The 13015-nt window shown below is 70.3% G+C and carries 12 protein-coding genes; 7 read left to right on the top strand and 5 right to left on the bottom strand.

Annotation, left to right across the window (positions count from 1 at the left end; all coding sequences use genetic code 11):
• The first annotated feature begins 49 nt into the window (after window positions 1-49).
• Window positions 50-949, top strand: a complete 900-nt coding sequence (locus LBW94_RS17415; protein ID WP_225057581.1) for an alpha/beta fold hydrolase — start codon at window positions 50-52, stop codon at window positions 947-949.
• Window positions 950-1023: 74 nt separating this feature from the next.
• On the top strand, window positions 1024-1434 hold the full coding sequence (locus LBW94_RS17410; protein ID WP_225057582.1) for a LapA family protein: 411 nt from the start codon (window positions 1024-1026) through the stop codon (window positions 1432-1434).
• Between the two features lie 393 nt (window positions 1435-1827).
• Here the strand turns inward: LBW94_RS17410 and LBW94_RS17405 are convergent, their stop codons facing one another.
• From LBW94_RS17405 to pyrH, 3 genes are all read right to left on the bottom strand, one after another.
• Entirely contained in the window at window positions 1828-2766 is a 939-nt protein-coding gene (locus LBW94_RS17405) for a phosphatidate cytidylyltransferase (RefSeq protein ID WP_416276908.1), read from the bottom strand.
• 39 nt (window positions 2767-2805) lie between these two features.
• Window positions 2806-3363: a ribosome recycling factor gene (gene frr, locus LBW94_RS17400; RefSeq protein ID WP_225057583.1), complete on the bottom strand. Its 558-nt coding sequence runs from the start codon at window positions 3361-3363 to the stop codon at window positions 2806-2808.
• A gap of 66 nt (window positions 3364-3429) precedes the next feature.
• A complete protein-coding gene (gene pyrH, locus LBW94_RS17395) occupies window positions 3430-4158 on the bottom strand; it encodes a UMP kinase (RefSeq protein ID WP_225057584.1) in 729 nt (242 codons plus the stop codon).
• Between the two features lie 277 nt (window positions 4159-4435).
• On the opposite strand from pyrH, the gene LBW94_RS17390 reads away from it, so the two are divergent.
• Window positions 4436-6601 carry a glycosyltransferase family 39 protein gene (locus tag LBW94_RS17390; protein WP_225057585.1) on the top strand — a complete coding sequence of 722 codons (2166 nt, stop codon included), beginning with the start codon at window positions 4436-4438 and terminating at the stop codon, window positions 6599-6601.
• An 84-nt stretch (window positions 6602-6685) separates the two neighbouring features.
• Here the strand turns inward: LBW94_RS17390 and tsf are convergent, their stop codons facing one another.
• Together tsf and rpsB are read right to left on the bottom strand one after the other, a co-directional pair.
• Window positions 6686-7510 carry a translation elongation factor Ts gene (gene tsf, locus LBW94_RS17385; RefSeq protein ID WP_225057586.1) on the bottom strand — a complete coding sequence of 275 codons (825 nt, stop codon included), beginning with the start codon at window positions 7508-7510 and terminating at the stop codon, window positions 6686-6688.
• Window positions 7511-7618: 108 nt separating this feature from the next.
• Window positions 7619-8548 (bottom strand): 30S ribosomal protein S2, encoded by a 930-nt coding sequence (rpsB, locus tag LBW94_RS17380; protein ID WP_225057587.1) that lies wholly within the window; start codon window positions 8546-8548, stop codon window positions 7619-7621.
• Window positions 8549-8848: 300 nt separating this feature from the next.
• Between rpsB and LBW94_RS17375 the strand changes: the two genes are divergently transcribed.
• The 4 genes from LBW94_RS17375 to LBW94_RS17360 all read left to right on the top strand — a co-directional run bounded on the left by LBW94_RS17375 (window position 8849) and on the right by LBW94_RS17360 (window position 13013).
• Window positions 8849-9205, top strand: a complete 357-nt coding sequence (locus LBW94_RS17375) for a YraN family protein (RefSeq protein ID WP_225057588.1) — start codon at window positions 8849-8851, stop codon at window positions 9203-9205.
• Entirely contained in the window at window positions 9205-10713 is a 1509-nt protein-coding gene (locus LBW94_RS17370) for a YifB family Mg chelatase-like AAA ATPase (protein ID WP_225057589.1), read from the top strand. The genes LBW94_RS17375 and LBW94_RS17370 overlap by 1 nt, the downstream gene beginning before the upstream one ends.
• A complete protein-coding gene (dprA, locus tag LBW94_RS17365; RefSeq protein WP_225057590.1) occupies window positions 10710-11855 on the top strand; it encodes a DNA-processing protein DprA in 1146 nt (381 codons plus the stop codon). The genes LBW94_RS17370 and dprA overlap by 4 nt, the downstream gene beginning before the upstream one ends.
• A gap of 234 nt (window positions 11856-12089) precedes the next feature.
• A complete protein-coding gene (locus tag LBW94_RS17360; protein ID WP_225057591.1) occupies window positions 12090-13013 on the top strand; it encodes a tyrosine-type recombinase/integrase in 924 nt (307 codons plus the stop codon).
• Window positions 13014-13015 lie beyond the last annotated feature (2 nt).

The raw sequence follows: 13015 nt of genomic DNA, 5'->3' as shown, positions 1-13015 counted from the left end.
GCGTGGGTGGGGGTGCGCGCGAGGGTGGCGGCACGGCATACTCGCGAGAATGTCGGACTATTCGGACTACGACGAATTCGGGTTGTTCGCCGAGAACGCGGAGGAGGCGGGCCTGGCCTGGACCGGACCGCCGCAGGTGAGCCGGTTCTCGGTCGATATCGGGGACGGGCGGCGGGTCAGCGGGCTGCGCTGGGGTGACGGCGAACCGGAACTGGTGCTGTTGCACGGCGGCGCGCAGAACGCGCACACCTGGGACACCGTCGCGCTGGCGCTGGACCGGCCGTTGATCGCGGTGGATCTGCCCGGGCACGGGCATTCCGACTGGTGGGACGATCATCTGTACACTCCGCAGCGGATGGCCGAGGCGGTCGCGGTCGTCATCGAGAAACTTGCGCCGCGCGCCGACGCGGTCGTGGGCATGTCGCTGGGTGGCCTGACCTCGATCCGGCTGGCGGCGGCGCATCCGGCTCTGGTGCGGCGGCTGGTCGTCGTCGATGTCACGCCGGGCACCGGCGATCATCCCGGCAAGACCGCGGCCATCGCCGCCTTCGTGAACGGGCCCGCGGATTTCGACTCTCTGGACCAGATCCTGGATCGCACGGTGACGCACAATCCCACCCGGTCGGTGCGCTCGCTGCGGCGCGGGGTGCTGCACAACGCGCGGGAGCGCGCCGACGGACGCTGGGAATGGCGTTACGACCGACTGCGGCCCACTGCGGACGGTTCGATGGATTTCGGGCCGATGTGGGAGGACGTGGCCGCGATCCCGGCGCCGCTGCTGCTGGTCCGGGGCGAACTGTCGCCGGTGGTCGACGATGCGGACGTGGCGGAGTTGCGGCGGCGGCAGCCGCGGGCCCGGGTCGTGGTCGTCGACGGGGCCGGGCATTCGATCCAGGGTGACCGGCCGATCCAGTTGGCGGCGCTGATCGGGGACTTCGTCGCGGACTGAGCCGGGAAACGCCGGGGCGCGGGATGTTTCGTGGACGTATGCATGGAACCCGCGCCGCGCGGTACCCCCCGGATATGACCAGCAATGCCGCGTCCGGACCGGATCCGGTCCCCGGCGACGCACCCAGCACCCCGGCGCCGGAGGCCACACCCGCCGCCACCACCGCGCCCGCCCCGGCGACCGATACCGCCCCGGTGACCACCACCACCCGGCCACCGGCCGACCTGGGCACCACCCCACCCAATCTCACCAGCCGGGTCGGCTTCACCTGGACCGCGCTGATCGCGGCCGCCGTCGTCGGGGTGCTGCTGCTGATCTTCATCCTGCAGAATCCGGCCAAGGCCCAGATCACCCTGTTCTTCTGGACGCTGACCATGCCGCTGGGCGTCACGATCCTGCTCTCGGGGATCGCGGGAGCGCTGGTGATGGGGCTGGTGTCCGGCTGGCGCATCATGCAGTTGCGCCGGGTGGTCAAGAAGGGCTGATCCCGGTGCGGAGCGACGATCGCTCCGCACCGGCTCCGCTCAGGCCTCCGGCGTCGACACCGACCCGTTACCGGTCCCGTTTCCACCGCTGAACGAACCGTCCTGCGGATTGTGCCCGTGCGGAGAATGGCAATCGATGGGAGCCACGTCGGACGTGCACTTCTGCGGTGCCGGATGGGCCGCTGCCGCCGCCGACCCGGCAGCCACCACCGGAACCACACCGATTGCCGCCACAGCCGCGGCAATCATCAACCGTCGCATCGGATTTCCTCCTGATCGATGAATGGGCTGGGGACCGGCATCAATCAGATATCCGCTACCTCGAGAGTTGCTCACGATCACCGTCGAGTTCGGCGAGAGATCCGGGCCGCGTTCACAGCTGGGACCGCGGATTCACAGCAGGGCGGTGAACACCAGCCAGGCGACGAACGCCGAGGGCAGCATCGAATCCAGGCGGTCCATGATGCCGCCGTGGCCGGGCAGCAGCGTGCCCATGTCCTTGATGCCCAGTTCTCGTTTGATCTGCGACTCGATCAGGTCGCCACAGGTGGCGACGAGCACCACGGCCACCCCCAGCACCACGCCCACCCAGGAGTTGGCCTGCAACAGCAGTGTCACGGTCAGCAGGCCGCCGATCACGCAGAACACCAGGGAACCGCCGAAGCCCTCCCAGGACTTCTTCGGACTGATCGCGGGCACCATCGGATGCCGGCCGAACAGCACGCCCGCGACGTAACCACCGACGTCGGAACACACCACCAGGATCATGAACGTCAGTACGCGCAGATTACCGCGCGGCTCCGACAACAACAGCACCGCGAACGACGCCAGCAACGGGATCCAGGAGACCACGAACACCGCGATCGCGGTGTCGCGCAGGAAGTTCCGCGGGGTCGCGGCCAGACCGTGATCGAACAGCCGCCATGCCATGCACACCAGCGCGGTGGCCCCGAACGCCCCCGCCACCCCCTGCGGGCCGTACGGCCAGGCCAGCCAGATGATCGCCTGCCCTCCGACGAGCAACGGGATGCGCGGCACGAGCACGTCCGCCTCCCGCAGCCGCTTCGCGACCTCCCAGGTGGCGACAGCGATGGCGACGGCGACCACGCCCACGAGCACGCGGGGCACCCACAGCAGGATCGCGATCAGCGACAGGCCCAGCGTGAAACCCACACCCAGGGCGGCGGGTAAGTTGCGTCCGGCACGTGAGGTCGGCGGCCCGGCGGGTGCCGCGGCGCCCACTACGGTGTCGTCTCCGGTCGTCTCGGCTGCCGGCTGACCGGCCGCGGCTTCATCGGCCACGATTGTCCCGTCGCTCACCCTGTCGTCCATTTCGTCCTGCGGCCCCCCGGCCCTCCCGGTGTACCCGGATCAGACCTCGAGCAGTTCCGATTCCTTGTGCTTCACCAAGTCGTCGACGTGGGCGACGTACTTGGCGGTCGTTTTGTCCAATTCCTTCTCGGCGCGGCCGACCTCGTCCTCACCGGCCTCGCCGTCCTTCTGGATGCGGCCGAGCTCGTCCATCGCCTTGCGGCGGACGTTGCGGATGGAGATCTTGGCGTCCTCGCCCTTGGACTTGGCGACCTTGACCATCTCGCGGCGACGCTCCTCGGTCAGCTGCGGGATCACCACACGGATGATGTTGCCGTCGTTGGTGGGGTTGACACCCAGGTCCGAATTGCGGATCGCGGTCTCGATCGCATGCAACTGGCCCTGCTCGTACGGCTTGATGACGACCATCCGCGGCTCCGGCACCGTGATGCTGGACATCTGGGTGACCGGTGTCGGCGACCCGTAATAGTCGACGACGACCCTGGAGAACATGCCCGGATTCGCGCGACCGGTCCGAATGGAACCGAGGTCGTCCTTCGCCACCGAGACGGCCTTCTCCATCTTCTCCTCGGCGTCGAAGAGTGCTTCTTCAATCACGACCGTATCCTCCACAGCGTTCGTCGTCTTGTCGTTCCCAGGTGCCGGGCGCGCCCGGCGGCGGACTCAGGACCGAACCAGTGTGCCGATCTTCTCACCGGCCACCGCACGGGCGATATTGCCCTTCGTCAAGAGATTGAACACCAGCATCGGCATCTGGTTGTCCATACAGAGGCTGAACGCGGTGGCGTCGGCGACCTTCAGGCCCCGCTCGATGACCTCTTTGTGAGTGACCTCGGAGAACATCTCGGCATCGGGATTGGTCTTCGGATCGTCGGTGTAGACGCCGTCGACCGCCTTCGCCATCAGCACCACCTCGGCGCCGATCTCCAGGGCCCGCTGGGCGGCGGTGGTGTCGGTGGAGAAGTACGGCATGCCCATGCCCGCGCCGAAGATGACCACGCGGCCCTTCTCCAGATGCCGCTTGGCCCGCAGCGGAATGTAGGGCTCCGCCACCTGGCCCATGGTGATCGCGGTCTGCACCCGGGTGTCGACGCCCTGCTGTTGCAGAAAGTCCTGGAGCGCAAGGCTGTTCATCACCGTGCCGAGCATGCCCATGTAGTCGGAACGGGCGCGTTCCATGCCGCGCTCCTCCAGTTCGGCGCCGCGGAAGAAGTTGCCGCCGCCGATCACGACCGCGACCTGCACACCACCGGAGACCACCTCGGCGATCTGCTCGGCGACCGCCTGCACCACGTCCGGATCGAGACCCACCCGGCCGCCGCCGAACATCTCGCCACCCAGTTTGAGGAGTACTCGGCGGTAGCCCTTACGGGCCGGTTCCGGGTCGGACATCGGTCTCCTTCTCCTCGGCTGGGTTCGTGCGCGCGAATGCACCATCCGATGTCACGCGGGCCCTGGACGGCGGCAAAGCTGCACCTATCCTGCCCTATGCGGGGGCGGAAGCGTGAATCGCCCCACAACCGCGCCGAAGACGGCGGCGGGCCGCGAGCGGGCGGCCGAGACGGCATTCCGCACGGCGCCAACCCGGACGATACCGGCCGGTCCACCGGATCGTGTCGCGGCAAGCTCACCGGGCGCTCACAGGGTGCTCTCTGCTGGACCCGGCTGAATGGACACCGTGATCGCCTCACTCGATACCTCGACGGTGCAGCCGCAACCCGCGGCCCCCCGCGCGACCGGGCGGGGCAGCAAAGCTGCCGAACGCGCCGGTCTTGCCGCTCTGCTGCTCGCAACGGCGGTGATGTACCTCTGGAACATCACCATCAACGGGATGGGCAACCAGTTCTATGCCGGCGCCGCCTGGGCCGGCTCCCGGAACTGGGAGGCCCTGTTGTTCGGTTCGCTGGATGCCGGGAACTTCATCACTGTCGACAAGCCTCCGGTGTCGCAATGGGTGATGGGGCTGTCCGGCCGGATCTTCGGCTTCTCCAGCGCCTCCATGCTGATACCGCAGGCGCTGATGGCGGTGGCCGCGGTGGCGCTGCTGTACGGCGCGATCCGGCGGGTCACCGGCAGTCACTACACCGGCCTGCTGGCCGGGGCCGCGCTGGCGCTGATCCCGGTGGCGGCGTTGATGTTCCGGTTCAACAACCCCGACGCCGCGATGGTGCTACTGATGATGGCCGGCGCCTACGCCACCGTCCGGGCGATCCAGCGCGCCTCGACCCTGTGGATCGTATTGGCCGGAGTGGCAATCGGTTTCGCCTTCCTGGCCAAGATGCTGGAAGGGGTGATGGTGCTGCCCGCGCTGGGCCTGGCCTATCTGATCGCCGCACCCAATCCACTGCGCACCCGGATCCTGCAACTGGTCGCCGCACTGGTCGCGACGCTGGTCGCCGCGGGCTGGTATGTCGTACTGACGCTGTTGTGGCCGGCCTCGAGCCGGCCCTACCTCGCGGGCTCGACCGACAACAACTTCATGAATCTGGTGCTGGGCTACAACGGTTTCGCCCGGGTGCTGGGCCGCAACCGCGGCGGTGGCGGCGGACGCGGCGCGACCCCGCCCGCGAACGCGGCGACGCCGGCGCCCGGCGCGGCCGGACATGCGGCGACCGCGGTTCCGGCCCCGGCCGGACGCGGTGGCGGCGGCTTCGGCGGCAATCAGGTCCGCGGCGTGGAGCGGCTGTTCAGCGGTGAGTTCGGGTTCGAGATCGGCTGGCTGCTGCCCGCGGCCCTGCTGGCGCTGGTCCTGGTGCTGATCGCGCGGCGGCACGCACCGCGCACCGACCTGGTCCGGGCCGGCGCGATCGTGTTCGGCGGCTGGGTGGTCGTCGACGGCGGCGTGCTCAGCTATATGAAGAACCTGGCCCACCCCTACTACACCTTGTCCATCGCGCCCGCGGTGGCCGGGATGTTCGCGATCGGTATCCACGAGATGTGGATCCACCGGCACACGCTGTTCGGCCGGCTGGGACTCGCGGCGCTGATCGCGCTGACCGGGATCTGGAGTTTCGTGCTGCTGCACCGCAACAGCGGCTGGTATCCGGAGCTGCGGTGGGCGATCCTGCTGGTCACGCTGTTCGCGGCGGCACTGGCGGTGATGCCCTGGGACCGCGGCGTGCGGCGGGTGGCGGCGGTCGCGCTGACCCTCGGCCTGATCGGCAGTCTCGCGGGCCCGGCGGCCTATTCGCTGGCCACCGTCGCCACCGCGCACTCCGGTGGCGGGCCGACCGTGGGCCCGGCGCGGGCGGGTGGCCGCGACGGCTTCGGCGGTTTCGGTCAGACACAGTCGAATCCGCAGCTGTCGGCCTTGCTGGGTGCGACGACGTCCACCTGGGCGGCGGCGGTCAACGGCTCGTCCACCGCGGCGGGACTGGAGATCGAGAGCGGTAGATCGGTGATGGCGATCGGCGGCTTCTCCGGCAGCGATCCGACGCCGACGCTGGCGCAGTTCCAGGCCGACGTGAAGGCCGGGAAGGTGACCTACTACATCGTCAGCAACCAGGGCGGGCGCGGACAGACCACCGGCGGCGCCACGGACACCCGCGACGGCACGGCAGGCAGCGCCGGTGCGGGCAACACCCGGACGGGCAACGGCACCACCGGCAACGGGGCTCCCGGCAACGGCCGTGCCGCGGGTAACGGCGGCGCGGGCAATGCCGCCCCGGGCAGCGGCACGGCGAACAACGGTGGCGCGGGTAACGCCGCGGCGGGTGGTGGCGGCGGCTTCGGCCGCAACCAGCACACCGACATCAGCGACTGGGTGACCGCGAACTTCACCCCGCAGCAGGTCGGCAACACCACGGTCTACAACCTGTCCGGCTACACCGGGTAGTGTCACGACAAGGCCCCCGGTGCAACGAAAAACGTTGCGCCGGGGGCCTTGTCAGGTGCTACAGCCGAAATGCGGCGGGCCCGGTCAGGCCTGGCCGACCTCGAACCGGGCGAACCGGGTCACGGTGACACCGGCCTCGTCCAGCAGCTGCTTCACGGTCTTCTTGTTGTCGGTGACCGACGGCTGCTCCAGCAGGACGACGTCCTTGTAGAAGCCGTTCACGCGGCCCTCGACGATCTTCGGCAGCGCGCCTTCCGGCTTGCCCTCCTCGCGGGCGGTCGCCTCGGCGATGCTGCGCTCCTTCTCGACCAGGTCGGCGGGCACCTCGTCGCGGGTGACGTAGCGAGCCTTCAGCGCGGCGACCTGCATGGCGGCGGCACGGGCGGCATCGGCCGCACCGTCACCGGAGCCCTGGTACTCGACCAGCACGCCGACGGCCGGCGGCAGGTCGGAGGAACGCTTGTGCAGGTAGGTCGCGACCGGGCCGTCGAAGGAGACGACGCGGCGCAGCTCCAGCTTCTCGCCGATCTTGGCGGCCAGCTCCTGCACCACCTGGTCGGCGGTCCTGCCGTTCACGTCGACGGCCTTCAGCGAGTCCAGGTCGGTGGGGTGCACCTTCGACGCGGCGTCGACGATATCGCCGGCGACGTTCTGGAACTCGTCGTTCTTCGCGACGAAGTCGGTCTCGGAGTTGAGCTCGATCATCACGCCGTTCTGCGCGGCGACCAGGCCCTCGGCGGTGGCGCGCTCGGCGCGCTTGCCGACATCCTTGGCGCCCTTGATGCGGAGCACCTCGACGGCCTTCTCGAAATCGCCGTCGGTCTCCTCCAGCGCCTTCTTGCAGTCCATCATGCCGGAGCCGGTGAGCTCCCGGAGCCGCTTCACATCGGCGGCGGTGTAGTTCGCCATCCTGGCGAGCCTCCTTGTAGTTTCGGGTCCTTCGAACGACACCATGCCGACCACTTCCTAACAGGAAGGGCCGGCACGGTGAACAAAAGTCGCGGTGGCGACTGCCGCTTATTCGGCGGCCGGAGCCGCGGCCGGCTCTTCGGCTGCGGGAGCCTCGGCGACCGGGGCAGCCTCAGCAGCCGGGGCAGCCTCAGCAGCCGGAGCGGCCTCAGCAGCCGGAGCGGCCTCAGCAGCCGGAGCGGCCTCAGCAGCCTCGGTCGCCGGAGCGGCCTGAGCCAGCAGCTCCTGCTCCCACTCGGCGAGCGGCTCGCCGGCGCCGGCTTCCGGCTTGGTATCACCGGAGGCACGCGCGGCGCGGGCCTGCACGCCCTCGGCCACGGCGGAGGCCACGACCTTGGTCAGCAGCGCGGCCGAGCGGATCGCGTCGTCGTTGCCCGGGATCGGGTAATCGACCAGGTCGGGATCGCAGTTGGTATCCAGGATCGCGATGACCGGGATGTTCAGCTTGCGAGCCTCGCCGACGGCGATGTGCTCCTTGTTGGTGTCGACGACCCAGATGGCCGAGGGCACCTTCTGCATGTCGCGGATGCCGCCGAGGGTGCGCTCCAGCTTGGTCTTCTCACGCGTCAGCATGAGGATTTCCTTCTTGGTGCGGCCCTCGAAGCCACCGGTCTGCTCCATCGCCTCGAGCTCCTTGAGGCGCTGCAGCCGCTTGTGCACGGTCGAGAAGTTGGTGAGCATGCCGCCCAGCCAGCGCTGGTTCACGTAGGGCATGCCGACGCGGGTCGCCTCCGCGGCGATGGACTCCTGCGCCTGCTTCTTGGTGCCGACGAACAGCACGGTCCCACCGTGGGCGACGGTCTCCTTGACGAACTCGTACGCCTTGTCGATGTAGGTCAGCGTCTGCTGCAGGTCGATGATGTAGATGCCGTTGCGGTCGGTGATGATGAACCGCTTCATCTTCGGGTTCCACCGACGAGTCTGGTGCCCGAAGTGTGCGCCGCTGTCGAGCAGCTGCTTCATGGTCACGACAGCCATTGCTGCGTTACCGCCTTTCGTTGCCGGTTGATACAGAGGCCACGCGACTACGCGACCACTGCCCTGGCGCCCGTGGCCGCCGGACCCGTGGGGACGGGACCAGCCGACGGCACTATTCGCCGGACGCGCGAAGTCGGCCCGCCCGAGCGGACCGCGGGACCAGTGTACGCAGACCTGGGTCGGCGGCATAAACGGGGTGGTCGGGACCGGTTTATCCACAGCAAAACGACGCTCCACAGGGTTGTCGTTCCCGCAGTTCGCGGCATCGGCGCCGGGGCGCCCGCGGCGGAGGCTGGGCGGGTGGCACACAATCTGGCGCTCGGCGCACACGGGGAAGAGCTGGCGGCGCGATTTCTGCGCGAGGCGGGGATGGAGATCATCGAGCGGAACTGGCGGTGCCGCTACGGCGAGCTGGATCTGATCGTGCGGGACGGTGAGGTCACCGCCTTCGTCGAGGTGAAGACCAGGACCGGGCTGGGGTTCGGGGTGCCGGCGGAGGCGGTCACGTTCAGCAAACAGCAACGCATCCGCAGGCTGGCCCTGCTGTGGCTCAACGAACAGGACGGGCCGTGGCTGCGCATCCGGTTCGACGTGGTGTCGGTGCTGATACCGCCCCGCGGCGAACCCGCCGTCGAGCACCTCCCGGCGGTGTTCTGATGGCGCTGGGCCGGGCCTACTCGGTCGCGGTGACCGGGGTGGACGGCCAGCTGGTGGAGATCGAGGCCGATGTCGGGCAGGGGCTGCCGTCGGTGCATCTGGTCGGCCTGCCCGACACCGCCCTCCAGGAGTCGCGTGACCGGGTGCGGGCGGCGGTCGCCAACTCCGGCGAGAAATGGCCGGACGGCCGGGTCATCCTGGCGCTGTCACCGGCGACGCTGCCGAAAGTCGGCAGCGTCTACGATCTCGCCCTGGCCGCCGCGGTACTCGACGCCGGGGATTCGGTGCCGGCCGAGCGGCTGTCGGGCACCGTGCTGCTCGGCGAGCTGGCCCTCGACGGACGGGTGCGGCGGGTGCGCGGCATCCTGCCCGCGGTGCTGGCCGCGCGCAACGCGGGCCGGTCCACCGTTGTGGTGCCGGCGTGCACGTTGATGGAGGCCGGGCTGGTCGACGGCATCGCCGTGCTCGGCGCCGCCACCCTGCGCGAGCTGATCGACTGGCTGCGCGGCGACGGCGAGTTGCACCGCCCGGAGTTCGTGCTGCCACCGGCCGAGCACGGCGGTGGCGATCTGAGCGAGGTGGTGGGTCAGAACGAGGCCCGCTGGGCGCTGGAGGTGGCCGCCGCCGGTGGCCACCACCTGCTGCTGACCGGTCCGCCCGGGATCGGCAAAACCATGCTGGCACAACGTCTTCCGGGACTGCTGCCGCCACTGACCGAGCCGGAGTCGCTGGAGGTCACCGCGATCCATTCGGTGGCCGGCACGCTGTCCGGCGAGCATCCGCTGATCACCGCGCCGCCGTTCGTCGCCCCGCACCACTCGACGTCGGTCAGCGCCATGGTCGGCGGCGGTACCGGCTCGGCCCGGCCCGGCGCGGTCAGCCGGGCGCACCGCGGGGTGCTGTTCCTCGACGAGTGCGCGGAGATCAGCACCAAGGTGCTGGAGGCCTTGCGAACCCCGTTGGAGGAGGGCGAGATCCGCATCGCGCGCCGCGACGGCATCGCCCGCTATCCGGCGCGCTTCCAGCTGATCCTGGCGGCCAATCCGTGCCCGTGTGCCCCGGCCCGTGATGTCGACTGCATCTGCGCTCCGCTCGCCCGCCGGCGCTACCTCGGCAAGTTGTCCGGCCCGCTGATGGACCGCATCGACATCTGGGTGCAGATGTACGGCCAGGCCGCCGGGGCGTTCGCGGCACAGGAGGCCGAGAGCAGTGAGCTGGTGCGCGAGCGGGTGGCGGTGGCCCGCGCCGCGGCGGTGCGGCGCTGGCAGGAGTACGGCTGGTCCACCAATGCCGAGGTGCCGGGACATGTGCTGCGCCAGCGGTTCCGGTTGCCGCGGGAGTCGATCGCACCGGTGGAGAACGCACTGCGGCACGGCCGCATGTCGGCCCGGGGCGCCGACCGGGCGATCCGGGTCGCGTGGACCATGTGCGACCTGCGCGGCGGCGAGGTGCCGTCGGTGCAGGATGTGTTGCAGGCGTTGAACTTCCGGCAGCGGGGTGCGGCATGACGACCGATATCGACGCGCGGCATCTGGCCTGGGCGTACCTCTCCCGCGTGGTCCAGGGCCCGTGCCCGGCGCTGTCGGCGCTGATCGAGCAGGTGGGGGTCGTCGAGGCCGCGCGTGCGGTGCGCGAATGCGAACTGCCGGAATCGCTGCACGGTCCCACCGAGCTGCGGCGCGGAATCGACTGCGCCGAAAAGGATCTGGAGACCATCGCCCGGCTCGGCGGCCGAGTGCTGACCCCCGACGACGCGGAGTGGCCGAGCTGGCGGCTGCTCGGGTTGAACCAGCTCGACTCGGCGCGCGATCCGGGCGCCGCCGTACCGCTGATGCTGTGGGTGCGCGGACCGGTGTCGCTGCCGGATTCCGCCGAGCCCGCGCTGGCGGTGGTGGGCGCCCGATGCAGCAGCGGGTACGGCGAACAGGTGGCCACCGAGATCGCGGGCGAACTCGCCACGCGCGGCTGGATCATCGTGTCCGGCGCCGCCTTCGGCATCGACGGCACCGCGCATCGCGCGGCCCTCGCCGCCGGTGGCACCACCGTCGCCGTGCTCGGCTGCGGCGTGGACCGCCCGTATCCGGCCCAGCACGATCGGCTGCTCGCCGAGATCGCCGAAACCGGGCTGGTGGTCAGCGAATACGCACCCGGCACCACCGCGCGCAAACATCATTTCCTCGCCCGCAATCGCCTGATCGCGGCCCTGTCCGACGGGGTATTGGTGGTCGAAGCGGGATTGCGCAGCGGCGCCCGCAACACCGTGAAATGGGCACGCCGCCTGGGCCGCCCGGCGCTGGCGGTACCCGGCCCGGTCACCGCGGCCGCCTCCGCCGGCTGCCATCGCATGATCCGGGAGGGCGAGGCCCTGCTGGTCACCCGCGCCGACGAGATCGTCGACGAGGCCGGTCCGCTGCGACTGTCCGTCCCCGGCGTGGTCACCGCCGACGAGGCGCCCGACGGTGACGAGGGCCTGGTCTACGCCGCCCTCCCCGCCGTCGGCTCCCGTCTGCCGGACGACCTGGCCGCCGATTCCGGTCTCCCCCTCGCCACGGTCCGCGCCGCCCTTCCCGCCCTGGAACTCGCGGGCCTCGTCGGCTCCGACCGCTCCGGCTGGTTCCGTCTCACCCACTCCGGAAGGCCACCCCGATGAACCGCACACCCGATCCCCGGCCGGCGATGTTCCGATTCGAACCCACGATGTGCACGCGATTGCGTTGTGCCGCGGTGAACAACGCACCCGGCACCCGCGTTCCGGTCACCCGCCGACGCTTCGACAGCGACGACGGCGATGGCGGGCACCCCCCGATGGACAAGGCCGGCGAGGGACGAGGGGGTGTCGGCGCGGAGAGTTGCGGGGGCGGTCCGGGCGGGGGACGGTGGTCGGATGGAGTCGTTGCCCGCGGAGTGGGAGTCGTTGCTCGAGGAGTACGGGCGGCAGTTGCGGCTGGGGCGCAATCGGTCCGCGCACACGGTCCGGGCCTATCTGGGCGATGCGCGGTCGTTGTTGCTGCATCTGCGGTCGCAGCACGCGGAATTCGAGATCGCGCAGCTCGATCTCGCGGGGTTGCGGTCGTGGCTGGCCGTGTTGTCGAAGGCGGGCGCGGCGCGGGCCACGATGGCGCGGCGGGCGTCGGCGGCGCGGACGTTCACCGCGTGGTTGCATCACACCGGGCGGCTGGCGATGGATCCCGGGCCGCGGCTGGCGGCGGCGCGGCCGCACCGCGCGCTACCGGCGGTGCTCGGCCGGGAGCAGGCGCGGGAGGCCATGGCGGCCGCGGAATCCGGTGCGGCGCAGCAGGATCCGATGGCGTTGCGGGACCGGCTGATCGTGGAGATGTTGTACGCGACGGGCATCCGGGTCAGCGAGCTGTGCGGACTGGACCTCGAGGACATCGATCGGGAGCGGCGGCTGGTGCGGGTGCTGGGCAAGGGCGGCAAGCAACGGACCGTGCCGTTCGGGATACCGGCCGAGGACGCGCTGGACGCCTGGCTGGTGCACGGCCGGCCGGCGCTGGCGACGGCGGCCTCCGGGGCGGCACTGCTGCTGGGCCGCCGCGGTGGCCGGCTCGATCAGCGGCAGGCCCGGACCGTCGTGCACGAGGTGGTGACGGCGATCCCGGGGGCGCCGGACATGGGGCCGCACGGCCTGCGGCACACCGCCGCGACCCACCTGCTGGAGGGCGGAGCGGACCTGCGGATCGTGCAGGAGGTACTCGGGCACGCCAGCATGGCCACCACGCAGCTCTACACCCATGTGTCGATCGAGCGGCTCAAGAAGGTGCACGATCAGGCGCATCCGCGCGCCTGAGC

The sequence above is a fragment of the Nocardia sp. alder85J genome (assembly GCF_020176955.2).
Classification (GTDB): Bacteria; Actinomycetota; Actinomycetes; order Mycobacteriales; family Mycobacteriaceae; genus Nocardia.
The sequence above is the reverse complement of the archived record's forward strand: the minus strand, read 5'-3'. Positions and strand labels throughout refer to the sequence as shown.

Bases quoted from the DNA above. Each gene is read 5' to 3' on its own strand.
- LBW94_RS17415 (WP_225057581.1), top strand. From the start codon at position 50: ATGTCGGACTATTCGGACTACGACGAATTCGGGTTGTTCGCCGAGAAC.
- LBW94_RS17410 (WP_225057582.1), top strand. From the start codon at position 1,024: ATGACCAGCAATGCCGCGTCCGGACCGGATCCGGTCCCCGGCGACGCA.
- LBW94_RS17405 (WP_416276908.1), bottom strand. From the start codon at position 2,766: ATGGACGACAGGGTGAGCGACGGGACAATCGTGGCCGATGAAGCCGCG.
- pyrH (WP_225057584.1), bottom strand. From the start codon at position 4,158: ATGTCCGACCCGGAACCGGCCCGTAAGGGCTACCGCCGAGTACTCCTC.
- LBW94_RS17390 (WP_225057585.1), top strand. From the start codon at position 4,436: ATGGACACCGTGATCGCCTCACTCGATACCTCGACGGTGCAGCCGCAA.
- tsf (WP_225057586.1), bottom strand. From the start codon at position 7,510: ATGGCGAACTACACCGCCGCCGATGTGAAGCGGCTCCGGGAGCTCACC.
- rpsB (WP_225057587.1), bottom strand. From the start codon at position 8,548: ATGGCTGTCGTGACCATGAAGCAGCTGCTCGACAGCGGCGCACACTTC.
- LBW94_RS17370 (WP_225057589.1), top strand. From the start codon at position 9,205: ATGGCGCTGGGCCGGGCCTACTCGGTCGCGGTGACCGGGGTGGACGGC.
- dprA (WP_225057590.1), top strand. From the start codon at position 10,710: ATGACGACCGATATCGACGCGCGGCATCTGGCCTGGGCGTACCTCTCC.
- LBW94_RS17360 (WP_225057591.1), top strand. From the start codon at position 12,090: ATGGAGTCGTTGCCCGCGGAGTGGGAGTCGTTGCTCGAGGAGTACGGG.